At 70.5% G+C, this 21,474-nt stretch carries 20 protein-coding genes and 1 pseudogene; 10 read left to right on the plus strand and 11 right to left on the minus strand.

The genetic code is table 11. The annotated features are described in order from the left end of the window. Positions 1 to 204 precede the first annotated feature (204 nt). Positions 205 to 1,509, minus strand: a complete 1,305-nt coding sequence (locus tag miv_RS29555) for an MFS transporter (RefSeq protein ID WP_058617116.1) — start codon at positions 1,507 to 1,509, stop codon at positions 205 to 207. A gap of 253 nt (positions 1,510 to 1,762) precedes the next feature. Between miv_RS29555 and ribH the strand changes: the two genes are divergently transcribed. From ribH to miv_RS29585, 6 genes are all read left to right on the plus strand, one after another. Continuing rightward, positions 1,763 to 2,305 (plus strand): 6,7-dimethyl-8-ribityllumazine synthase, encoded by a 543-nt coding sequence (gene ribH / locus miv_RS29560; RefSeq protein ID WP_207180565.1) that lies wholly within the window; start codon positions 1,763 to 1,765, stop codon positions 2,303 to 2,305. 1 nt (position 2,306) lies between these two features. Next, a complete protein-coding gene (nusB, locus tag miv_RS29565; protein ID WP_207180567.1) occupies positions 2,307 to 2,777 on the plus strand; it encodes a transcription antitermination factor NusB in 471 nt (156 codons plus the stop codon). Between the two features lie 179 nt (positions 2,778 to 2,956). After that, positions 2,957 to 3,961 carry a thiamine-phosphate kinase gene (gene thiL / locus miv_RS29570; RefSeq protein ID WP_244748787.1) on the plus strand — a complete coding sequence of 335 codons (1,005 nt, stop codon included), beginning with the start codon at positions 2,957 to 2,959 and terminating at the stop codon, positions 3,959 to 3,961. A 219-nt stretch (positions 3,962 to 4,180) separates the two neighbouring features. Further along, entirely contained in the window at positions 4,181 to 6,328 is a 2,148-nt protein-coding gene (locus tag miv_RS29575) for a sodium-translocating pyrophosphatase (protein ID WP_048430231.1), read from the plus strand. A gap of 354 nt (positions 6,329 to 6,682) precedes the next feature. Beyond that, the gene (locus miv_RS29580) at positions 6,683 to 7,246 is read left to right on the plus strand and encodes a glyoxalase superfamily protein (protein WP_207180569.1); all 564 of its coding nucleotides are present in this window, start codon (positions 6,683 to 6,685) and stop codon (positions 7,244 to 7,246) included. Between the two features lie 16 nt (positions 7,247 to 7,262). Then, complete coding sequence (locus miv_RS29585) at positions 7,263 to 7,613, plus strand: MmcQ/YjbR family DNA-binding protein (RefSeq protein WP_207180571.1); 351 nt, start codon at positions 7,263 to 7,265, stop codon at positions 7,611 to 7,613. 397 nt (positions 7,614 to 8,010) lie between these two features. On the opposite strand, the gene miv_RS29590 is transcribed toward miv_RS29585, so the two are convergent. From miv_RS29590 to glyA, 8 genes and pseudogenes are all read right to left on the minus strand, one after another. Then, positions 8,011 to 8,526, minus strand: a complete 516-nt coding sequence (locus miv_RS29590; RefSeq protein ID WP_207183679.1) for a hypothetical protein — start codon at positions 8,524 to 8,526, stop codon at positions 8,011 to 8,013. A gap of 125 nt (positions 8,527 to 8,651) precedes the next feature. Continuing rightward, a complete protein-coding gene (locus tag miv_RS29595) occupies positions 8,652 to 9,146 on the minus strand; it encodes an Hsp20 family protein (protein WP_207180573.1) in 495 nt (164 codons plus the stop codon). 265 nt (positions 9,147 to 9,411) lie between these two features. Beyond that, positions 9,412 to 9,645 (minus strand): annotated as a pseudogene (locus miv_RS33965) (hypothetical protein); the annotation flags it as partial. Beyond that, a complete protein-coding gene (locus tag miv_RS29605; RefSeq protein ID WP_207180576.1) occupies positions 9,642 to 9,980 on the minus strand; it encodes a helix-turn-helix domain-containing protein in 339 nt (112 codons plus the stop codon). The gene miv_RS29605 and the pseudogene miv_RS33965, both read right to left, overlap by 4 nt. 166 nt (positions 9,981 to 10,146) lie before the next feature. Continuing rightward, positions 10,147 to 10,791 (minus strand): riboflavin synthase, encoded by a 645-nt coding sequence (locus miv_RS29610; RefSeq protein WP_207180578.1) that lies wholly within the window; start codon positions 10,789 to 10,791, stop codon positions 10,147 to 10,149. Continuing rightward, complete coding sequence (gene ribD / locus miv_RS29615) at positions 10,792 to 11,877, minus strand: bifunctional diaminohydroxyphosphoribosylaminopyrimidine deaminase/5-amino-6-(5-phosphoribosylamino)uracil reductase RibD (RefSeq protein ID WP_207183680.1); 1,086 nt, start codon at positions 11,875 to 11,877, stop codon at positions 10,792 to 10,794. A gap of 41 nt (positions 11,878 to 11,918) precedes the next feature. After that, the gene (gene nrdR, locus miv_RS29620; protein ID WP_048430224.1) at positions 11,919 to 12,452 is read right to left on the minus strand and encodes a transcriptional regulator NrdR; all 534 of its coding nucleotides are present in this window, start codon (positions 12,450 to 12,452) and stop codon (positions 11,919 to 11,921) included. Positions 12,453 to 12,569: 117 nt separating this feature from the next. Then, positions 12,570 to 13,871 (minus strand): serine hydroxymethyltransferase, encoded by a 1,302-nt coding sequence (gene glyA / locus miv_RS29625; protein WP_048430223.1) that lies wholly within the window; start codon positions 13,869 to 13,871, stop codon positions 12,570 to 12,572. A 656-nt stretch (positions 13,872 to 14,527) separates the two neighbouring features. Here glyA and miv_RS29630 point away from each other — a divergent pair. Further along, positions 14,528 to 15,355, plus strand: a complete 828-nt coding sequence (locus tag miv_RS29630) for an outer membrane protein (RefSeq protein WP_207180580.1) — start codon at positions 14,528 to 14,530, stop codon at positions 15,353 to 15,355. 144 nt (positions 15,356 to 15,499) lie between these two features. Here the strand turns inward: miv_RS29630 and miv_RS29635 are convergent, their stop codons facing one another. Beyond that, positions 15,500 to 15,712 carry a SlyX family protein gene (locus miv_RS29635; RefSeq protein ID WP_048430234.1) on the minus strand — a complete coding sequence of 71 codons (213 nt, stop codon included), beginning with the start codon at positions 15,710 to 15,712 and terminating at the stop codon, positions 15,500 to 15,502. Positions 15,713 to 15,787: 75 nt separating this feature from the next. Beyond that, positions 15,788 to 17,080, minus strand: a complete 1,293-nt coding sequence (locus miv_RS29640; RefSeq protein WP_048430221.1) for a L,D-transpeptidase family protein — start codon at positions 17,078 to 17,080, stop codon at positions 15,788 to 15,790. 240 nt (positions 17,081 to 17,320) lie between these two features. On the opposite strand from miv_RS29640, the gene miv_RS29645 reads away from it, so the two are divergent. From miv_RS29645 to miv_RS29655, 3 genes are all read left to right on the plus strand, one after another. Then, positions 17,321 to 17,722: a hypothetical protein gene (locus miv_RS29645; RefSeq protein WP_244748789.1), complete on the plus strand. Its 402-nt coding sequence runs from the start codon at positions 17,321 to 17,323 to the stop codon at positions 17,720 to 17,722. 62 nt (positions 17,723 to 17,784) lie between these two features. Continuing rightward, entirely contained in the window at positions 17,785 to 18,771 is a 987-nt protein-coding gene (locus miv_RS29650; RefSeq protein WP_207180582.1) for a DUF1775 domain-containing protein, read from the plus strand. A gap of 585 nt (positions 18,772 to 19,356) precedes the next feature. After that, on the plus strand, positions 19,357 to 21,465 hold the full coding sequence (locus miv_RS29655) for a TonB-dependent receptor family protein (protein WP_207180584.1): 2,109 nt from the start codon (positions 19,357 to 19,359) through the stop codon (positions 21,463 to 21,465). Positions 21,466 to 21,474 lie beyond the last annotated feature (9 nt).

Here is a 21,474-nt window from a genome sequence, read left to right on the forward strand (position 1 = left end):
CCGATCCTGCCGGACCGAAGCACCTCCCCGCTCATGGCGGCAATGCGACCGGGCGTCGCCGCGCGGGTAGCTCTCTGGCACGGCCAAGCCCCGGAATCCAGGGCGAAAAGGCGTGTCGAACCAGAGGAATTCCAGATTTTCGCAGAGTGTGTTGCCGTGCCCCGGGGCGGCCCGCGAGAGCCGCCCCGGTCGGTTGCGGACGGCCTATTCGGCAGCGGCGCCGACGCGGCCCGGGACAGCGGGTGCGCCGGTATGGCTCAGGCGCAGCACGGTGATCATGCCGACGATGCCCGCGCAGGCGATCAGGAGCAGGCCGCCGGTGAAGCTGCCGGTCCAGTCCTTGATCGCGCCGACGGCGTAGGGGGCGACGAAGCCCGACAGGTTGCCGATCGAGTTCACCACCGCGATGGCACCGGCGGCGGCGGCCCCCGACAGGGTCTCGGTCGGCAGGGTCCAGGTGATCGGGAGCGCCCCGAAGATGCCGAGCGCGGCGCCGGAGAACAGCACGACCTTGACGATCGGGTCGCCGACCAGCGCCGCCCCGACGGTGCAGAGCGAGGCGCAGGCGAGCGCCGCCGCGAGGTGATGGCGCCGCTCGCGCTTGGCGTCCGAGCGCTTGCCCCACCACAGCATGCCGACGGTGCCGACGGCGTACGGGATGATCATCACGAAGCCGGTCTGGGCGTTGGTGAGCCCGAAGCCCTTGAAGATCTGCGGCAGGAAGAAGCCGAAGGCGTAGAGCAGCGCCACGGCGCCGAAATACACGACCGCGATGGCGAGCACCCGCGGGTTGAGGATCTCCTGGGTCAGCGGAACGTGACCCTGGCGCGGGTTGCGGGCGGCCTCGGCGGCGAGCGTCTGCTCCAGCCAGGCGCGCTCGTCCGGGGCGAGCCACTGGGCGTCGGCCGGGCGGTCGGTGAGGTAGAAGTAGGTCATCACCGACAGCACCACTGCCGGCAGCGCCTCGATCACGTAGAGCCACTGCCAGCCCTTGAAGCCGAGCACGCCGTCGAGCTCGAGCAGCAGGCCGGAGATCGGCGAGCCGATGACGCTCGAGAGCGGGATCGCCACCATGAACAGCGAGACGATGCGGGCGCGGTAGGCCGCCGGGAACCACAGCGTGAGATAGAAGATGATGCCCGGGAAGAAGCCGGCTTCGGCCGCGCCGAGCAGCAGGCGCATGATGAAGAAGCTGGCCTCGCCGCCGATGAACGCCATGCCGCCGGAGATCAGGCCCCAGCTCAGCATGATGCGGGCGATCCAGCGCCGCGCCCCGAACTTCTCGAGCGCGAGGTTCGACGGCACCTCGAAGATGAAGTAGGTGATGAAGAACAGGCCGGCGCCGAGACCGTAGGCCGTCGCCGAGATGCCGAGATCCTTGTTCATGCTCAACGAGGCGAACCCGACGTTCACCCGGTCGAGATAGGCCACGAAGTAGCAGACGATGAGGAACGGGATCAGGCGCCAGCTGATGCGCTTGATCGTGCGGGCTTCGATGTCGGACGTCACGGCGGTCCCCTCCCGGGCGGACTTGTTGCGGCGCGTTTCTTGTTGCGGCCGGGTTCGCGGCCCGGCACCGGCGCCCGGGATGACCGGATTGTTATCGATTGGCAAGCAGCGACGATCTGCGGAGGCCCGCGCTCTTGTGGGAGGGGCCGCTTCTGGTCTAGTGCTCCCCTCCCCCGCCGGTGATGCATCGCAGCGAGGCCGGAAGGCCGCGCGCTCGCCCCGGCGCCGTTCGAGATCTTTGAAGAAGTTCGCCATGGTCACGCCACGCCGAGACAGCGGCGCCGTCAGGCCCCAGCTCACCGGAGCCCGGGTGCTCGTCGTCGAGGCCCGCTACTACGAGGACATCGCCGACGAGCTGCTCGCCGGCGCGACGGCCGCCATCGCGGCTGCCGGCGCCGAGGCCGTGGTCGTCACGGTGCCGGGGGCGCTGGAGATCCCCCAGACCGTCGCGATCCTGCTCGAGGCCGCCGCCCGCGCCCACAAGCCCTACGATGCCGTGGTGGCGCTCGGCTGCGTCATCCGCGGCGAGACGGGCCATTACGACATCGTCGCGGGCGAGAGCGCCCGGGCGCTGATGGACCTCTCGGTCGTCCTGCGCCTGCCGCTCGGCAACGGCATCCTGACCGTCGAGACGGAGGCCCAGGCCCAGGCCCGCGCCCGCGTCGCCGAGATGAACAAGGGCGGCGGCGCCGCGGAGGCGGCTTTGGCGGTGCTGGCCCTGCGCCGGGCCCAGGACGCGAGCCGCCAGGACCGCACCATCGGGTTCACGCCCCGCCGCAATTCGGAGACCGAGTGAGATGAAGCCCGCCGAACGCAGCGGCGCCCGCCTCGCGGTGGTCCAGGCCCTCTACGAGATGGAGATCTCCGGCAAGGGCGTGATCGACGCCCTCGCCGAGTTCGAGGCGTTCTGGATCGGGCAGGTGATCGACGAGGTCGAGCATCCGCCGGCGGAGACCGCCTTCTTCCGCGACCTCCTGCGCGGCACCGTCGACGAGCAGCGCGCGATCGACCAGCGCCTCGACGCGGCGCTCGCCGCGGGCTGGCCCCTGCGCCGCCTCGAGGCGGTGGTGCGGGCGATCCTGCGCGCCGGCGCCTACGAGGTGATGTTCCGCCGCGACGTACCGGTGAAGGTCGCCATCTCCGAATACGTCGACGTCGCCCACAGCTTCTACGAGGGCGAGGAGCCGGGCCTCGTCAATGCGGTACTCGACAAGGTCGGCCGCGCGGTGCGGCCCGAGGACTTTGCCAAGGGCTCACGCACCGGTTGAAACTGCATGGAGCTTTTCCATGCCGCGACGTGACGAGATCGAGCGATCGATAAAATTTGCCACGTTTCTACAGGAGGCTATTGCGGTTTTGCCGGGCGGGGCTCTAGCTGTCGGGTGAGGTTCAGGCGGATCGTGCTCTCCTCGCACTCCACCCCTCGCCGCGAGACCCCTCCCCCGCGATGGCCCGCCCTGTCCTGCCCCGCCCGACGGAAGACGAACTGATCGCCCGCTACTTCGCGCCGCTCGCCGGCGAGGGCGGGTTGTCGTTGCGGGACGATGCGGCCCTGCTGGTGCCGAGCCCGGGCCACGACCTGGTACTGACCACCGATGCGGTCGTCGCGGGCGTCCACTACTTCCCGGACGATCCCGCCTCCTCGATCGCCTGCAAGGCGCTCGGCGTGAACCTGTCGGACCTCGCCGCCAAGGGCGCCGAGCCCCGCGGCTTCCTCCTGACCCTGGCGCTCCCGGACGAGTGGGACGAGGTCTGGCTCGCCGATTTCTGCACCGGCCTGAGCGAGGCGGCGGCGCTGGCGAGCTGTCCGCTTCTGGGCGGCGACACCGTGCGGGCGTCCGGCCCGATGCTGCTCGGCATCACGGCGCTCGGCGAGGTTCCGTCCGGCACGATGGTGCGGCGCGGCGGGGCGCGGGTCGGCGACCGGCTTCTCGTCTCGGGCAGCATCGGCGACGCGGCCCTCGGCCTCAAGCTCCGGCAGAAGCCCGCGGCGGCCTGGGGCGACGCGCTGTCCTATCCGGTGCGGGCCGCCCTGGTCGATCGCTACCTGCATCCCCGCGCCCGCCTGCCCCTGGCACCGCACCTGCGGGCGCATGCGCGCGCCGCCATGGACGTGTCGGACGGCCTCGTCGGCGACCTCGCCAAGATGATGCGGGCGGCCGACCTCAGCGCCGAGATCGAGATCGACCCCATCCCGCTGTCGGACGCGGCCCGGGCCGCCCTCGCGGTGGAGCCGGGCCTCCTCGACGTCGCGCTCACCGGCGGCGACGATTACGAGATCCTGTGCGCCGTCGATCCGGCCGCGGTACCGGCCCTGCAGGCGGCCGCCGAGCGGGCCGGGGTGCCGCTGACCGAGATCGGCACCGTCACCGAGGGCGGCGCCCCGCCGGTCCTGCGCGACGCGAAGGGCGAGATCCGCAACTTCCGGTCGGGTTCCTTCAGCCACTTCTGAGCCGAGTCTCAGGTTCGCGCCCGGTGCCGAAAGTCTCAAGCGGACGAAGCTTGGGAGCATTTGCGCTCGGGTGGGAAGTTTGGCACGACTGTGATCGCGGATCCGCGCTGTCGCGCGGGCCCGCTCACAAGGGAGGGAGGCCCGCGTCGCGAAAAACGGCCGCTCGCCATCTCGGCCGTCCGACGTCGCGGGAAACGCCCGACAATCAAGGACGGTAGAATGACCGCACTCCTGCTCATCATCCTGGGCGGCCTCTGCGCCGTCGCCTACGGCATCGTCACCATCAACGACGTCATGCGGCGCGACGCCGGCACGCAGCGCATGCAGGAGATCGCCGGTGCGATCGCCGAGGGCGCCCAGGCCTATCTGCGCCGCCAATACGCCACCATCGGGATCGTCGGGGTGGTCCTGTTCGGGCTCCTCGCCTGGTTCCTCGGTCTCAAGGTCGGCATCGGCTTCCTGATCGGCGCCGTCCTGTCGGGCATGGCCGGCTTCATCGGCATGAACGTGTCGGTGCGGGCCAACGTCCGCACGGCGCAGGCCGCGGCGCAGTCGCTGGGGGCCGGCCTCTCGGTGGCGTTCAAGTCGGGTGCCGTCACCGGCATGCTGGTCGCCGGCCTCGCGCTCCTCGGCGTCGCGCTCTACTACACCTACCTCACCCGCATCGCCGGCCTGAGCCCGGCGAGCCGCGAGGTCATCGACGCCCTCGTGGCGCTCGGCTTCGGCGCCTCCCTGATCTCGATCTTCGCGCGGCTGGGCGGCGGCATCTTCACCAAAGGCGCCGATGTCGGCGGCGATCTCGTCGGCAAGGTCGAGGCCGGCATCCCTGAGGACGATCCGCGCAACCCCGCCACCATCGCAGACAATGTCGGCGACAATGTCGGCGACTGCGCCGGCATGGCGGCCGACCTGTTCGAGACCTACGCGGTCACCCTCGTCGCCACCATGGTGCTGGCGGCGATCTTCTTCTCGGGCCAGACCGATGTCGGCGGCCGCAACGTGCTCGAGACCATGCTGCTCTACCCGATGGCGATCGGGGCGGCCTGCATCGTCACCTCGATCATCGGCACGTTCTTCGTGCGGCTCGGCTCGAACCAGTCGATCATGGGGGCGCTCTACAAGGGCCTGATCGGCGCGGGCGCACTCTCGATCGTGGCGATCGCCGGTCTCAACCTGGTTATGTTCGGCGGCTTCTCGACCCGCTTCACCACGGCGGGCGGCGAGAGCTTCACCTCGCTCAGCCTGTTCCTCTGCGCGGTGGCGGGCCTCGTCATCACGGCGCTGATCGTCGTCATCACCGAGTACTACACCGGCACCGGCTACCGGCCGGTCAAGTCGATCGCCCATGCCTCGGTCACCGGCCACGGCACCAACGTGATCCAGGGCCTGGCGATCTCGCTCGAATCGACCGCGCTCCCGGCGATCGTCATCGTCGCCGGCATCATCGTCACCTACGGGCTCGCCGGCCTGTTCGGCATCGCCATCGCGGTCACCGCCATGCTGGCGCTGGCCGGGGTCGTCGTCGCCCTCGACGCCTTCGGGCCGGTCACCGACAATGCCGGCGGCATCGCCGAGATGGCGGGACTGCCCAAGGAGGTGCGCAAGTCCACCGACGCGCTCGATGCCGTCGGCAACACCACCAAGGCGGTCACCAAGGGCTACGCCATCGGCTCGGCGGGCCTCGGCGCCTTGGTGCTGTTCGCCGCCTACACCTCGGACCTCAACTACTTCATCAAGAACGCCTCCCCGACCCAGTACCGCTTCTTCCAGGGCGTCACGGTCGATTTCTCGCTCTCCAACCCCTACGTCGTCGTCGGCCTGCTGCTCGGCGGGCTGATTCCCTACCTGTTCGGCGGCATCGCCATGACGGCGGTGGGGCGCGCCGCCTCGGCGGTGGTGGAGGAGGTCCGCCGCCAGTTCCGCGAGAAGCCCGGCATCATGCAGGGGACGGAGCGGCCCGATTACGGCCGCGCCGTCGACATGCTGACCAAGGCGGCGATCAAGGAGATGGTGGTCCCCTCGCTGCTGCCGGTCCTGTCGCCGGTGGTGCTGTTCTTCGTGATCCAGGCCATCGCCGGCAAGGGCCAGGCCTTCGCGGCGGTGGGCGCGATGCTGCTCGGCGTGATCCTCACCGGCCTCTACGTCGCAGTCTCGATGACGTCGGGCGGCGGCGCGTGGGACAACGCCAAGAAGTTCATCGAGGACGGCCACCACGGCGGCAAGGGCTCGGACGCCCACAAGGCCGCGGTGACCGGCGACACCGTCGGCGATCCCTACAAGGACACCGCCGGTCCCGCGGTGAACCCGGCGATCAAGATCACGAACATCATCGCCCTGCTGCTGCTGGCGATCCTGGCGCATCACTGATCGACGGCGGATCCGGCGATCCGCCTGCGATCCCCACATCCTGTCGTATGGACGGCGGAACAGGCCGGGGCGTCATCGCACGATGGCGCCCCGCACCGGTCGACATCGTCGCGGCCCGAAGAGCAGGCGCATCGACGGCGCGACAGCGTGACCAGCGCCGGGCGACCCGCGGCGTCCCTGGCATCCGACGGCATGGTGGGATAGCCTGTCCTCCAGGCCGATGCTGCCTGCCGCTCGCCCCGGGAACGGGATGGTGAAAGCATCGTGGACGATCCCCCCAAGCCTGTCCCTCGACCGGTGACGGGTCGGCAATGCGAGCGCCGACGATCCGCCACCGGCTTGAGGAGATCCACGATGACGACCGTCGATCAGGCGAAGGCCATGGCCAACCGCTTGCGCGCCGCGCTGGCGGCGCGCGATATCGCCGTCCCGCATGCCACCGCCCTCGAACTCGTCGCCGCCGAACTCGGCCACAGCGACTGGAACACGGCCTGTGCCGCACTCGATCGCGCTGTCGACGAGGGGCCCGCCTTTCTGGAGGCGGTGCCGGTGCTGCGCATCTTCGACGAGGCCAAGGCCCGCGAATTCTATTGCGGCTTTCTCGGCTTCGCGCCGGGCTTCGAGCACCGGTTCGAACCGGGCCTGCCGCTCTACATGGAGGTCGCCCGCGCGGGTCTCCGGCTTCACCTCTCCGAGCATCACGGCGATTCCAGCCCGGGCTCCACCGTGTTCGTGCCGATGCGAGGCCTCCGCATCTATCATCAGGAATTGATGGACAAGCGCTACGGCTACGCGCGGCCCGGCATCGAGCAGGCTCCCTGGGGGGAGACGCTGGAGGTCGCGGACCCGTTCGGCAACCGGCTGCGATTCTGTCAGTACCGGAGCGCGAAATCCGGGCGCCGATCCGTCACCGTGTGAGGAGAGGCTCGTCGCGATGGCTGTCGACATCGCCCGTGTGAAGGCGCTCGTCATGAGCCTGCCGGCCGTGACCTCGGCGCCGCATTTCCATCGCACGGCCTTCCGCACGCCGCGCAAGATCTTCGCGACGCTCGACGAAGCGGGTCTCGACATCAACCTGATGTTCGACCTGGACCTTCGCGATGCCTTCTGCGAACGGGCGCCGGCTGCCTTCAGGCCCGTTCCGGGCGGCTGGGGCCGGAGAGGCGCCACGCGGTGCGACCTGACGGTCGTCGACGAGGCGACCCTGGTGTACGCCCTGACGGCGGCCCACCGCCTCGCCGCTCCGCAGACCCGGCCACGTCGTCGCCGGACCGAGGAAGCGTGAGGCCGTCCGTGGAACGGGTGTCCGGCTGTCCGTCTGGCCCGGCAAGCTCTCCTCGGTGCGGACATCCGACGCCGATGGCACAGATCGAAGAGCTGAACCGGATTCTCGCGGAGAGTAGCGACGACGACCTCGCATTCTTGTCGCGCCCGGGTTCTTGCCGCGCCCAGGGCTTCTTGCCGCGCCCCGGGCGGGGCACCGGAGGAGCCATAGTCCGGTGCCTCGCGGCCGTGCCTGACAGGCTGCGGCTTCGACGGCGCAGCGCGCCGGGCTGAGCCTGTCGATCTGGGTGGCACGCATACGCGATGCGGCGACGGCATGATCATCGCGGGGCATGGCGGCGCGCGATGGGCTTCGACTTCGTGCGTGCCCGTCCGGGTCTCCGCGACGCCGGTTTCCTCTATGCCGGCACGAGGAACGCCCGCGCCGTCGCGTCGGGAGATATCCGGGGACGCGGCGGCGGCATGACCGTCGCAGGGCATGGCGGCGGGTCGTCATCGTCGTCGGAGCGGCGGCCCGGGCGGGGATGCCAGCCGAATGTCCAGGAGCTGCGCGGGCGACGCCGCGGGGACGGCCTTTGCGTTGGACGCGGGCCGGGGCCGCGCGGGACCTCGCGATCGAGTTCGGCCAGCGCCTCGATCACGGCATCGACCGGGACCGGCTCGGCCCGGCAGCCAGTCAGGCAGCGCAGGGCCGGCGCGTTCTCCAGGGCGCAGGCATCCGAGGCCCAGGAGGCCAGGATCGCGCGTTTCTCGGGACGCGACAGGAACGGATGCGCCAGCACCTCCCGCGGATGCCGGAACACGTCGCCGGGTGCCACGAGGGCCTGCCACGCCTCGACGGAGGCGGGCTGGCCGGCAGGCGGGTTCATCGGGCCGGCGGGGATGGGGCCGGCATGGGTGGAATACATCTCCATCGTCGACACGGTTCGTCCTCCCTGATGGTGCATGACAGGGCACGGAAAGGGGGTCGGGCCCCGGGGGCGCGCGGCCTCCGGGGTTTGGTTCGTCCATGGTGTAGGAGGGTCGGACGGCCGTCGGATCAGGCCGCCTTGGAGCAGTCCTCGGCACGGCCGTCGATCCGGGCAGGCTCGTTATCCTGCCCGATTGCCGCTTGGCTGCCGATCGCGATGCGGCGCGGCTTCAGCGCCTCCGGCACCTCGCGCACCAGATCGACCGCGAGCAGGCCGTTCTCCAGGCGGGCCCCCGTGACCTTCACGTGATCGGCGAGGCTGAAGGTCTGCCGGAAGGCGCGCGCCGCGATGCCGCGGTGCAGGTAATCACGCTCGCTCTCCCGGTCCTTCTTCTGGCCGGTGACCAGCAACGTGGTGTCGTGCTGGGTCAGCTCGATCTCGTCCTGCGAGAAGCCGGCCACCGCCATGGTGATGCGGTAGGCATCCTCGCCCACCTTCTCGATGTCGTAGGGCGGCCATTGCTGGGTCGACGGCTCGAGCCGGGCGGCCTGGTCCAGCATGGAAAACAGTCGGTCGAACCCGACGGTGGAACGGTAGAGCGGCGCGAAATCGAAAGTCCTCATGACCACATCCTCCTTGGAGCAACGTGATGACTTGGATCAGCGATACCTGGATCAGCGATATCCTCGGGCCGCCGGACACCCGATCCGGCGTCCAATTCGAGAGCCTCGTCGGGCCTCGCGCGCGTGGAACGCGGGCGCCGCGTTCCGGTTCCGGCCGGTAACGAACTTTTTTCGCCTGAATGGCACCGGGTCGGATTGGCGCCTGCCCGCCATCCACGAACCGCTCGATGCCGTCGACGACGCGCGCATCGTCCGCGGCGAGAAGCAGAGCCGCCTTGGCGATCTCCTCCGCCTCGCCGACCCGGCCGAACGGGATCCGGGAGGCGAGAATATCGCGAAAATCCTGCTGCCGGACTGGTACCGGCCGGGCGGAGCACTCTCCTTCGTCTCGCCGAGCGTTCAGGCGCGCCCGGTGAAGGTCGAGGCGGCGGCAGAACTCGTCGCCGCGCGACTCTCCCGCCGGCGCCCGCCCGGGGGCGTGATACGGTCCGACGATCAGCCCGCTTGGGCCAGCGCCCGGCGCGCCTCTCCCGGCAGCCGCTCAATCACCCGCAGGTAACTGCGTGCCGTCATGTCGGGTATCGCGCGGCCTTCTTCCCAATCGGCGACGGCCTCGCGTTCGAGGCCGTAGCAGAGGGCGAAATCGTCGAGGGACAGGCCGAATGGGCTGCGAAGGCCGCAAACATCCACCGGCGGACGAAGGTCCGAGGTCGCGATGACGCCACTGGCAGCCAGTTCATCACCGAGAATCGTCGGGTCGTCGAGCATCGGAAGTTGGATCGCAGCTCGACCGTCCTGCAGCATCGCTTCCAGCGCGCGCTTGGCCTCCAGCATCGAGACGCCACGGCGGCACAGCGACAACGCCGCGGAGACCGTGTTGACGGTCGTCAGGTCCGGGTAGGGCCGCAGGAGAACGGCGCCGGGCGATCGTCGAGAAGCCGGAAGCTGATCGCATCGGCGGACTGCATCCTGTCACGAGTCCGCCGCGAGATCACCCCGGTCAGCCCTGCTCGACCGCCGCCCGCGCCTCCGTCAGCCGCGCCGCATAGCGGGCGATCAGGTCGACCTCGAGGTTGAGCCGGTCGCCGACCCGGCGCTCGCCCCAGGTGGTGACCGCGAGCGTGTGGGGGATCAGCAGCACCGTGAAGGTGTCGCCCTCGACGCCGTTGACGGTGAGCGAGGTGCCGTCGAGGCAGACCGAGCCCTTCTCGGCGATGAAGCGGGCGAGCGCGGCCGGCGCCCGCAGCACGAAGCGTTCGCTCGGCGCCCAAACATCGCCGGCCTGGCCGGTCACCGGCTCGCGGGCGACGATCTCGGCAAGGCCGTCGACATGGCCGGTGACGAGGTGGCCGCCGAGCTCGTCGCCGATCTTCAGCGAGCGCTCCAGGTTCACCCGCATGCCCGGGACCCAGGCCCCGACGGTGGTGCGGGCCAGGGTCTCGGCGGCGGCATCGATCTCGAAGGTGCAGCCGCCCTCCCGCGGGGTGACGGTGACCGCCGTGAGGCAGGGCCCCGAACAGGCGATCGAGGCGCCAATCAGGATGCCAGCGGGGTCGTAGGCGCAGTCGATGGCGATGCGCTTGAGCTTCGAATCGCCGGACACCGCGGCGACGCGGCCGACATCCGAGACGAGGCCGGTGAACATCTACGGGCTCCGTACGTGGCAGGTGAAGAGATCGGTGCCGATCCGGTATTCCTCGGCGACCGAGAAATCCGGCGAGGCGAGGCGCGCCGCGAGATGCGGGCCGACCGCCGGCAGGCCGGGCAGCCCGAGCGCACGGTCGCCGGTGACGAGGAGGCACTCGTCGACGAGGTCGTCGCGGGCGAGCGCGTCGGCGAGCGTCGGACCGCCCTCGGAGCAGATCCGGGTCAGGCCGAGGGCGCCGAGGACCGCCAGGGCCTCCGGCAGGTCGATGCGGCCCTCCCGCGTGAGCGGCACCCGCTCCACCTCCACCCCGGCGGCGGTCAGCGCCGCCTCCGCCGTTGCCGGCGCGTCGGGACCGCAGAGGATCAGGGTCGGGACGACAGCGCTGGTGCGCACGAGCCCGGCGCCCGGCGGCGTGCGCAACGCGGGGTCGAGGACGATGCGCAGGGGCGAGCGGTCCGCCATCCCGGGCAGGCGCACGGTGAGCTGCGGGTCGTCCGCCAGCACCGTCCCGACACCCACCATGATCGCGTCGCAATGCGCCCGCTGCAGGTGGATCTCGGCGGTGGCGCGGGGCCCGCTGATCAGCAGGCGCCCCTCCCCGCCCGCCGCGTAGCCATCCGCCGTGCGGGCGAGCTTGAGGAAGAGAGCCGGCCGGCCCCGGACGACCCGGCTGACGTGACCACGCTGGTCGCGGGCCGCCTCGGCTCCCAGGAGCCCGACCGAGACCGCAATGCCGGCCGCGGCCAGCCGGGCATGGCCGCGGCCGGCGACCCGTGAATCGGGATCGTCCATCGCGCTCACCACCCGGGCGACGCCCGCCGCGATGGTGGCGTCGGCGCAAGGAGACGTACGGCCGTGATGCGAGCAGGGTTCGAGGGTGACGTACAGGGTCGCGCCGCGGGCCGCCTCGCCGGCCGCCGCGAGCGCGACGCGCTCGGCATGCGGGCGCCCGCCCGCCTGCGTCACGCCCTGGGCCAGGATCCGCTCGGCGCCCGGGGGGCCGCCGACCAGCACGGCGCCGACCGACGGGTTCGGCCAGGCGCGCCCGAGATGGCGCCGGCCGAGAGCGAGGGCGAGGCGCATGTGGCGCCGGTCGGCCTCGTCGCGCGTCGGGTCCGGCGCACTCACGACGCGCGCGTCCGCGGGCGGCGAGCCGGCAGCGCCTCGTCGGGCGCCGGCCCGTCCTCCGGCGTCGCGGCCTGCGCCGCGCCCGCAGCGAGATGGCCGAGCAGCTCCTCGAAGTCGCGGGCCTCGCGGAAATTCTTGTAGACCGAGGCGAAGCGCACGTAGGCGACGTCGTCGAGGCCCTTGAGCCCCTCCATCACCGCCTCGCCGATCGCCTCGCTGGTCACCTCGGCCTCGCCGGTGCTCTCGAGCCGGCGGGTGATGCCGCTCACCAGGCGCTCGATCCGCTCCGCCTCGACCGGGCGCTTGCGCAAAGCCGTCTCGACGGAGCGCTGGAGCTTGTCGCGGTCGAACGGGACCTTGCGGCCCGAGCGCTTGACGACGATCAGCTCGCGCAGTTGCACCCGCTCGAAGGTGGTGAAGCGGCCGCCGCAATCCGGGCAGATCCTTCGGCGCCGGATCGCCGAGCTGTCGTCGCTCGGCCGGGAATCCTTCACCTGCGTGTCGAGGCCGCCGCAATAGGGGCACCGCATCGGTCGCCCGTTCCTCTGTGTACGAAAAAGGGCCGGTCCCGCGTGGGACCGGCCCCGGAAGGGGCGTGTTCTAGAGTGCTCCCGGCGGAAGGGGAAGCCGGGAGATCGGAGCCCCGATCAGGCGTAGATCGGGAAGCGGTCGGTCAGGGCGTGGACCTCGCCCTTGGCCTGCTCCTCGGCACCGGCATCGCCCGCCTCGCCGTGGCGGTGGAGGCCGTCGAGGACCTGGACGATCAGCTCGCCGACCTTCTTGAACTCGGCGACGCCGAAGCCGCGGGAGGTCGCCGCCGGGGTGCCCAGGCGGATGCCGGAGGTGACGGTCGGCTTCTGCGGGTCGAACGGCACGCCGTTCTTGTTGCAGGTGATGCCGGCGCGGGTCAGCGCGGCCTCGGCCGCCTTGCCGGTCAGCTCCTTGGCGCGCAGGTCCACCAGCATCAGGTGGTTGTCGGTGCCGCCCGAGGTGATGTCGTAGCCGCCCGAGATGATGGTATCGGCGAGCGCCTTCGCGTTCTCCACCACCTGCTTGGCGTAGAGCTTGAACTCGGGGGTCAACGCCTCGCCGAAGGCGACCGCCTTGCCGGCGATGACGTGCATCAGCGGACCGCCCTGGAGGCCCGGGAAGACCGCCGAGTTCAGCTTCTTGGCCAGCGCCTCGTCGTTGGTCAGGATCATGCCGCCGCGCGGGCCGCGCAGGGTCTTGTGCGTCGTGGTGGTGACGACGTGGGCGTGGGGGAACGGCGACGGGTGCACGCCGCCCGCGACCAGGCCGGCGAAGTGGGCCATGTCGACGAAGAACACGGCGCCGACGCTGTCGGCGATCTCGCGGAACTTGGCGAAGTCCCAGTGGCGCGGGTAGCCCGAGCCGCCGGCGATGATCACCTTCGGCTTGTGCTCCTGGGCGAGGCGCTCGACCTGCTCCATGTCGATGCGCTGGTCGTCGCGGCGCACCGTGTAGGAGACCGGCTTGAACCACTTGCCCGAGACGTTCGGGGGCGCGCCGTGGGTGAGGTGGCCGCCGGCCGCGAGATCGAGGCCCAGGAAGGTGTCGCCCGGCTGCATCGTGGCCATGAACACGGCCTGGTTCGCCTGGGAGCCCGAATTTGGCTGCACGTTGGCGAAGTCGCAGCCGAACAGGCGCTTGGCGCGCTCGATGGCGAGGTTCTCGGCGATGTCGACGAACTCGCAGCCGCCGTAGTAGCGCCGGCCCGGATAGCCCTCGGCGTACTTGTTGGTCAGCACCGACCCTTGAGCCTCGAGCACGGCGCGCGAGACGATGTTCTCCGAAGCGATCAGCTCGATCTCGTGCTGCTGACGGCCCAGCTCCTGCGCGACGGCGCGGGCGAGCTCGGGATCGGCATCCGCCAGCGACGCGGAGAAGAACGAGTTGGACCGGGTGTTGGCGGCGGTGCCCACGCTCATGATGGCCTCGAGGTTGGTCGGGAGCCGCCCGGACGGAGCGCCGGGGCGGAAGTAAAGGATGGGGATCGGCCAGCTTCTACACGCGGGCGAAGGGGGAGTCCAAGGCCGCAGCGGCGGACATTTGTCCGTGAGCGACATTTGCTCCCGCCTGCATGTCTGCTCCCGCCTGCATGTCGATGCCCCGGACCTCGCATCGGGGCGATCCGGGCCGGCGACCGGTCGGACGGGGCCGATCCGCAGGCAGGGTGGATTTGAAATGCCGGAAAAGAAACTCAAAAAATTTGAACGCGCCATTGATGAAAATTCGTGGTCCGCCGGATGTCCGGCTTGACCCGGCACGGCCCTGCCGATCCCGGACCGGCCTGGCCGAACGACCTCACAAAACTCGTCGCGCCGCTCGGCGCTGGCGCCGTCGAATGGAAACCCGTGCTTTCATCAAGGACGCTGCCTTAATCCAAGATCACAGAAAATTTATCGACAGTCTTGCCGGCACGAAAACCTGTGTCGGCGAGGGCACTCAGGGCGAGAAACCGAAGCGAAACGAGCTTCATCTGCGACGGGAGCACGGCGTCGTGGCTCGGCAGCCCTAGGCAGCGCAGCGACGCGGCCTCACAGATCGTTCGCCTTTCGATTGCACGAGAAGGAAACCGCGCTCCATGTTCAAGTCGTTGCTCACCGCCGGCACGGCCGTCGCCCTGTCGGTCGGCGCTGCGTCCGCCGCCGACCTTCCACGCCGCGCCGCGCCGCCGCCGGTCTTCACGCCGGTGCCGGTCTTCACCTGGACCGGGGCCTATTTCGGCATCAATGCCGGCTACGCCTATACCGAGGCCGACCGGGTGAGCACCGTCGGCATCGGGGCCCTCCAGGCCAACGTCACCAACGGCCTGCGCCGCGCCAGCGTCCCCCTGGCGCAGGATGGCTTCACCGCCGGCGGCCAGGTCGGCTACAACTACCAGTTCACGCCCGGCTCCGGCATCGTCGTCGGCCTCGAGGCCGACGCCGCCTATACCGACCTGAACCGCCGGCGCACCGAGTCGATCTTCCTGCCGGCGTTCAACGCGAACCGGCTCACCAACACCTACCGGGCGGATCTCAGCTTCCTCGGCACGGTGCGCGGCCGGATCGGCTACGCCTTCGACCGGTTCCTGGTCTACGGAACCGGCGGCTTCGCCTATGGCGACGTGACCCAGACGGTCGCCTTCCAGACCGGCGCGCCGCAGACCTATTTCGGCAACCGCTCGCGGATCGAGACCGGCTACGCCTATGGCGGCGGCGTCGAGTACGCCATGCCCACCGACTCGTTCCTGAACGTCTTCAAGTCGAATGCTGTGACGGTGAAGGCGGAATACATCCGCTACGACCTCGGCAGCCGCAACCTGCTGGTCGCCTCGACCGGCGGCCCGGGCGTCGGCTACGTCTCCCGCTTCCGCACCGAGGGCAGCCTGGTGCGCGCCGGCCTGAACTTCAAGTTCGGCACGTTCTAAGCAGACTTGCGTCGGCAGGCCAACGCTTCGCCCGCTTAGGTTCTTGTTGTGTCGCAGATTTTTGCCGCCGAACCGGTGTCCACTTCGGCGAAATCTGCTTAGCGCCCGCTCCGCCCCGGGCTTCGGGTCCGGGGCGGTTGTCCTTCAGTAATGGGGCGGCGGCGGCTCGTCGCCGGTGGCGGCCGGACGCTCGGCCATCTCGCGCACCCGCTCGCGCAGGGCGGCGACGTGCCGCGTCAGGAGGTCGATCGCGCCCCACTGCTCCGTGACGATGCGGTTCAGATCCTCGATCGTCGCGTCCTGGTGGGCGATGCGGGTCTCGAGCGCGTCGAGGCGGGTGTCGGGATCGGCGGTCATGATGGCGTCCATTCACGCGAAAACGGCCCGGGCTTCGCGCCCGGGCCGTCGTCAGGTCAGGTCGTCGGGCGACGATCAGTTGGTCTGGTCGTCGTCGGGGGCGTCGGGATTGAAGTTGCGCGGGCCGGCGGCGGCGGCGGCCATCGAGGCGGTCGGGGCGCCGGCGCCGTCGCGCTTGTAGATGTCGTCGCGGAACTGCACGAGACCGTCCGGGGTCGACCAGGCGGTGATGTAGGTCCAGTAGACCGGGATCGGCGCCACCGGGCGGGCATCGACCCGCTGGCCGCCCTGGATGATCGCCTCGATCGTGTCCGGGTTGGCGTTCGGGGTGCCCTGGAGGATCCAGGAGACGTATTCGCGCACGTTCTGCACGCGCACGCAGCCCGAGGAGACGAAGCGGAAATCGTCGCCGAAGATGCCCTTGGCCGGCGTGTCGTGCATGTACACGCCGTGCGGGTTCGGGATGTTGATCCGCACGAAGCCCATCGAGTTCAGGTCGACGCCCGGATCCTGGCGGAAGCGGTAGCGGGTCGCCTCGTCGGAATGCCAGTTGACCTGGGACGGCGGGATCTCGCGGTCGCCGTTGAAGATGCGGATCTTGTTGTCCGTCAGGTAGGACGGATCCTTCTGCATCTTCGGGATCAGGTCCTTCTTGATGATCGAGGCCGGCACCGTCCAGTAGGGGTTGAAGTTCACCTCCTGGATCTTGGCGTTCATGATCGGCGACTGGCGGTCGATCTTGCCGACGCCGGCGGCATGGCGGGTCGCGACGTGGTCGCCGTCGACCGTCTCGACCAGCGCCGCCGGGATGTTGACGATGACGTAGCGCTCGCCGAGGTTGCCCGAGTAGGAGCGCAGGCGGACCGCGTTCAGCTCGAGCTGGCGCAGGCGCACGTCGGCCGGGACGTTCATCGCCTGCACGGTGGTGACGTTCATCGCGCCGGTCTGGTTCAGGCCGTGGCGGGCCTGGAAGCGGCGCACGCCGGCCTCGACGTAGGAATCGTAGACCGGGGAGGAGCCGGCCGCCGGGTCGAGGTCGCCGGAGACGATCAGGCGCTGGCGGAGCGCCGTCACCGCCGGGCTCTTCGAGCCGACGCGCAGGCGCTCGGCGCCCGAGACCGCCTGCCAGCCGCCGCGGGCGACGATGTCGCGGTAGCGCTCGACCATCTGCTCGGTCGCCGCCAGGGTCTGGGGCGAGAGGATCGGCGTGTTGGAGCGCTGCACGCGCATCGTGGCGGCGGAATCGTAGTTCTGCGCCCACTCCGCCTGGGCCGGCGCGCCGCCCCGGTCCTGGGCCAGGGCCGGGAAGGCGGTGGCGGCCAGGAGAGCCAGGCCGAGCGAACCGGTGAGGGAAACGCGTGTCAGCATGGGAAATCTGCTCTCGAACCTGTGACGCGGGGCGACCGATCCGGCATAGTACCGCTTGCGCCCCATTCTATGGCCCGTGACGGTGCCGGTGTGCGGTTAAGACTCCATGAGGAGCGGGCCAGAATGTGGCGCCGGGCGGGCGCCGCTGTGGAGCCGTGAGCTGGGCTGTGGACTGCGGTAATTGCGCAACATGACGGATGGGTCGCGGCTGGGAAACCCTGCCCCTGGACATTCGGCGCCATGGCGCAACCGCGACACCTGGGCTATGCCGGACGCATGAACGATCTCGGGCACGGGCGGAGCGGAAGGACGGCGCGCTGGCGCGCGGTCGCCGCCGTGCTGTCGCTCTACGCGCTGGTGCTGCAGGCCTTCCTCACCGGCCTGTCCCCGCTTCCGGCCGCCGCGGGCGCCGGCATCATCTGCCAGTCCCATCAGGATGCGGGCGGGAGCGAGGCGGTCGCCCACGCCCATGCCTGCTGCACCGTCGCCTGCCCGGGGCTCGCCGCCCCAGCGGAGCCGGCGGCCGCCGAGGCATGGCCCGCCCGGACGGCGACCGACCTGTCCTGGCCCGGCGAGGCCGAGGCCCCGATCCGCGGCCCGCCCGCCCGTCCCGCTTCCGCCCGCGGTCCACCGGCCGCGTGACGCTTCATCGGGCGGCACCGCCGCCCCTGCCCCGTCACGCTCGTTCCCGGACCCGACCTCCCATGACGTTTCCGCTCCGCGCCGGCCTCGCCGCCGCGCTCTCCCTCGTCGCCGCCCCCGCTCTCGCCCATGCCGTCCTGGCGGTCACGCAGGCGAACCCGAACCAGACCTATCGCGGCGTGGTCCAGATCGGCCATGGCTGCGACGGCCGGGCGACCAAGTCCGTCACCGTCACGATCCCCGAGGGCGTGATCGCCGCCAAGCCGATGCCGAAGGCCGGCTGGGCGCTCGCCACCGCGAAGGGGGCTTACGCCCGCCCCTACCCGTCCTACCACGGCACCGTGACCGAGGGCGTGAAGACGATCACCTGGACGGGCGCGCTGCCCGACGACCAGTACGACGAGTTCGTCTTTCAGGCCCGCCTCACCGACGCGGTGGCACCGGGCGGGACGGTCTACTTCCCGGTGCGCCAGGAATGCGACGGCGCCGTCGCCGATTGGCGGGAGGTGCCGGCGGCCGGCCAGTCCTCCCGCGACCTCACATCGCCCGCGCCGGGCGTGCGCATCGTGGCGGCCGCCGCCGCGGCGCCGGTCGCTGCCGCGGCGGTTACCGCCCCCGCGGCCTCCGCGACGGTCAGGGCCGGCGACCTCGCCATCACGGCGCCGTGGATCCGCGCCACGCCGGGCGGCGCCAAGGTGGCGGGCGGCTACCTCGAGATCACCAATACCGGCAAGGAGCCGGACCGGCTGCTGGCGGCCTCGATTCCGCTGGCGGCCCGCGGCGAGGTCCACCAGATGTCGATGGACAAGGGCGTGGCCAAGATGGCCCCGGTCGAGGGCGGCCTCGTCATCAAGCCGGGCGAGACCGTGGCCCTGAAGCCCGGCGGCTACCACCTGATGTTCCTCGACCTGAAGGGCCCGGCGAAGGCCGGCGACACCCTCGACGGCACCCTCACCTTCGAGCGCGCGGGCACCGTGCCGGTGCGCTTCGCCGTCGGCGCCATCGGGGCGTCGGCGCCGGAGGCCGGGGGCGGCCACCACCATCATTGATGGGGGCGAGAATCGCCTCGCCGGATCGTCCGGCTCTCGCCTGCATGCGTGAGCGTCAAGGCCGTCCAGGGAACTGAGACGGCGCGGGATCCCCTTTCCCACACGGGCTAGCGGATTCACACTTCTCCTCTGAATGCTAACCCATTGAAGGTAAGCGCGCTTTCCCCTCCCCCTTGTGGGGAGGGGCTAGGGGTGGGGGTGGTGCAGGAGGCACCGCTGAGTCTCCTCCGGCACCACCCCCACCTCCAACTCCTCCCCACAAGGGGGAGGAGAGGCGCTCTACTTTCAAAAGGAGAAGCGTTCAAACCGAGATGTGTGAACACGCTAGCCCACACGGGAGAGGAGAACCCGCGCCCGATCTCCAGAGGATTGCCGTCCTGACGGACCCGCGACAGCGGGACAGACGGGCTGCGCCGGTCCTGCGCGCAAGTCCTGCAGCCCAAACCGAACACTGACGGCGCGCCTCTCGACTTGGGGATCTCTCTCCCTCGCCCGGCGCGCGCTGCCTCCCATCCACCGATATCCTTTTCGTCTCCCGCGCCGTCGAGCCCTGCCCGGCTCCGGCCCGCGAAAGGTCGCGCCGTCATGTCCCTGCTGTTTCGGGGCGGCTCCGTGCTGCCCGCTCTCCTCTGCCTCGCTCCCCCGGCCTCTGCGCAGCAGACGGCCGGCGCCCTGCCCCTCGAGCAGATCGAGGTGGCGGGCTCCGCCGTCGCTGCGGCGGGAGGCGGCTCGCTCACGGTGCCGTCGGTGGCCGAGCAGCGCCGCAGCCTCAACCGGACCGTCGGCTCGGTCGGGTTCGTCGACGCGGCCGGCATCCAGAACCGCTACGCCAACACCCTCCGCGACGTGCTGAAGGACGTGCCGGGCGTCACCGTGCAGGAGCGCTACGGCCAGGAGGTGCGCCTCTCGATCCGCGGCTCGGGCGTCGCCCGCGGCTTCCACCTGCGCGGCATCGAACTGTTGCAGGACGGCATTCCGCTCAACCTCGCCGACGGGTCGGGCGACTTCTACCAAGTCGATCCCCTCGCCCTGCGGTCGGTCGAGGTCTACAAGGGCGGCAACGCCCTGACCTTCGGGGCGACGACGCTCGGCGGCGCGGTCAACCTCGTCACGCCGACCGCCCGCACGGCGCTGGCGCCGACCATCGTGCGGATCGACGGCGGCAGCTTCAACGCGGTGCGGGAGAATTTCCAGGTCTCGCGGGTCGTGGGCCCGGCGGACTTTCTCGTCAACGGCACGGTCACCAACGCCGACGGCTTCCGCCAGCACGAGGTGCAGCGGACCCAGAACGTCAACGCCAACCTCGGCTACCAGATCGCCCCCGGCATCGAGACCCGGTTCTATGCCGGCCTCTACTTCACCGACCAGAAGCTTCCCGGCGCGCTCACCCTCGACGAATCGCTGCGCACGCCCCGGATCGCCAACCCGGCGGCGATCACCGGCAACCAGTCGCGCCAGGTCGCGACCGAGCGGATCGCCAACCGGACCTCGTTCCTCCTGGACATCGGCAAGCTCGACATCGATTCCTGGGCGATCCACAAGTCGCTGTATCACCCGATCTTCCAGGTCATCGACCAGGATGGCTGGACCTACGGCGTCTCGCCGCACTGGGCCGGCAGCTTCGACGTCGCGGGATTCCGCAACGACACGATCCTGGGCCTGCGCGCCTATGCGGGCCAGAACACCGCGCTGCAATTCGTGAACGTGGCGGGCCAACGCGGCGCCCAGACCCGCAACAGCCTCCAGAGCGCCTCGAGCCTGGAGGCCTATGGCGAGAACCGGTTCTGGTTCCTGCCCGACGTGGCGCTGATGACCGGCGCCAAGCTGTTTTCCGCCAACCGCACCTACAGCGACAAGGGCGGGCTGCCCGGCAACCTGTCGGCCAAATTCGCCAACCGGACCTACGAGGGTGTGAACCCGAAGATCGGCCTGCTCTGGCAGCCGCTGCCCGATCTCCAGGTCTTCGGCGACCTCACCCGTTCCCGCGACGTGCCGGATTTCTCCGACCTCGTGCAGCAGAATCCCGCCAACACCACCTTCGTGCCGCTCCAGGCCCAGCGCGCCTGGACGGTGGAGGCCGGCGCCCGCGGGCGGATCGACCGTCTCGGCTTCGACGTGACGGTCTACCGGGCCGAGATCCGCGACGAGTTGATCAACTTCTCGGTCAATGCCGGCCTCGGCATCCCGGCCGCGACCTTCAACGCGCCGCGCACCCGCCACCAGGGCGTCGAGGCGGCGGTGTCGCTCGATCTCGCCCGCGACCTCACCGGCGTCGGCGACAGCCTGACGCTGACCCAGATCTGGACCCGCAACGACTTCCGGTTCGTGCGTGATCCGGTCTACGGCGACAACCGGATCGCCGGCCTGCCGCGGGACGTCCTGCGCACGGTGCTGAGCTACGCCCGCGGCGGCCTCACCCTGGCGCCGTCCCTCGACTGGGTGCCGACCGGCGCCTTCGCCGACCACGCCAACACCCTGCGGGCGCCGGGCTACGCCCTCGTCGGCCTGCAGGCCTCGGTCAGTGTCGATCCCGGCCTGACCCTCTTCCTCGACGCCCGCAACCTCACCGACGCCCGCTACGTCTCCGACGTCTCGGCGGTGACCAACGCCGCGGCGCTCACCGGCAGCGCCGCCCGGATCTTCTACCCGGGCGACGGGCGCAGCGTGTTCGCGGGGTTGCGCGGCACGTTCTGAGCCCGCGCG

The sequence above is a fragment of the Methylobacterium indicum genome (assembly GCF_017347565.1).
GTDB classification, from domain to species: Bacteria; Pseudomonadota; Alphaproteobacteria; order Rhizobiales; family Beijerinckiaceae; genus Methylobacterium; species Methylobacterium indicum.

What these genes read in the sequence shown, in the direction of transcription:
- miv_RS29595 (WP_207180573.1), bottom strand. Translation starts at nt 9,146, where the DNA reads ATGAGGACTTTCGATTTCGCGCCGCTCTACCGTTCCACCGTCGGGTTC.
- ribH (WP_207180565.1), top strand. Translation starts at nt 1,763, where the DNA reads ATGGTCACGCCACGCCGAGACAGCGGCGCCGTCAGGCCCCAGCTCACC.
- miv_RS29630 (WP_207180580.1), top strand. Translation starts at nt 14,528, where the DNA reads ATGTTCAAGTCGTTGCTCACCGCCGGCACGGCCGTCGCCCTGTCGGTC.
- nusB (WP_207180567.1), top strand. Translation starts at nt 2,307, where the DNA reads ATGAAGCCCGCCGAACGCAGCGGCGCCCGCCTCGCGGTGGTCCAGGCC.
- miv_RS29580 (WP_207180569.1), top strand. Translation starts at nt 6,683, where the DNA reads ATGACGACCGTCGATCAGGCGAAGGCCATGGCCAACCGCTTGCGCGCC.
- miv_RS29635 (WP_048430234.1), bottom strand. Translation starts at nt 15,712, where the DNA reads ATGACCGCCGATCCCGACACCCGCCTCGACGCGCTCGAGACCCGCATC.
- ribD (WP_207183680.1), bottom strand. Translation starts at nt 11,877, where the DNA reads ATGCGCCTCGCCCTCGCTCTCGGCCGGCGCCATCTCGGGCGCGCCTGG.
- miv_RS29590 (WP_207183679.1), bottom strand. Translation starts at nt 8,526, where the DNA reads ATGGAGATGTATTCCACCCATGCCGGCCCCATCCCCGCCGGCCCGATG.
- miv_RS29585 (WP_207180571.1), top strand. Translation starts at nt 7,263, where the DNA reads ATGGCTGTCGACATCGCCCGTGTGAAGGCGCTCGTCATGAGCCTGCCG.
- glyA (WP_048430223.1), bottom strand. Translation starts at nt 13,871, where the DNA reads ATGAGCGTGGGCACCGCCGCCAACACCCGGTCCAACTCGTTCTTCTCC.
- miv_RS29610 (WP_207180578.1), bottom strand. Translation starts at nt 10,791, where the DNA reads ATGTTCACCGGCCTCGTCTCGGATGTCGGCCGCGTCGCCGCGGTGTCC.
- miv_RS29640 (WP_048430221.1), bottom strand. Translation starts at nt 17,080, where the DNA reads ATGCTGACACGCGTTTCCCTCACCGGTTCGCTCGGCCTGGCTCTCCTG.
- miv_RS29605 (WP_207180576.1), bottom strand. Translation starts at nt 9,980, where the DNA reads ATGCTGGAGGCCAAGCGCGCGCTGGAAGCGATGCTGCAGGACGGTCGA.
- nrdR (WP_048430224.1), bottom strand. Translation starts at nt 12,452, where the DNA reads ATGCGGTGCCCCTATTGCGGCGGCCTCGACACGCAGGTGAAGGATTCC.
- miv_RS29575 (WP_048430231.1), top strand. Translation starts at nt 4,181, where the DNA reads ATGACCGCACTCCTGCTCATCATCCTGGGCGGCCTCTGCGCCGTCGCC.
- miv_RS29650 (WP_207180582.1), top strand. Translation starts at nt 17,785, where the DNA reads ATGACGTTTCCGCTCCGCGCCGGCCTCGCCGCCGCGCTCTCCCTCGTC.
- miv_RS29645 (WP_244748789.1), top strand. Translation starts at nt 17,321, where the DNA reads ATGGCGCAACCGCGACACCTGGGCTATGCCGGACGCATGAACGATCTC.
- thiL (WP_244748787.1), top strand. Translation starts at nt 2,957, where the DNA reads ATGGCCCGCCCTGTCCTGCCCCGCCCGACGGAAGACGAACTGATCGCC.
- miv_RS29655 (WP_207180584.1), top strand. Translation starts at nt 19,357, where the DNA reads ATGTCCCTGCTGTTTCGGGGCGGCTCCGTGCTGCCCGCTCTCCTCTGC.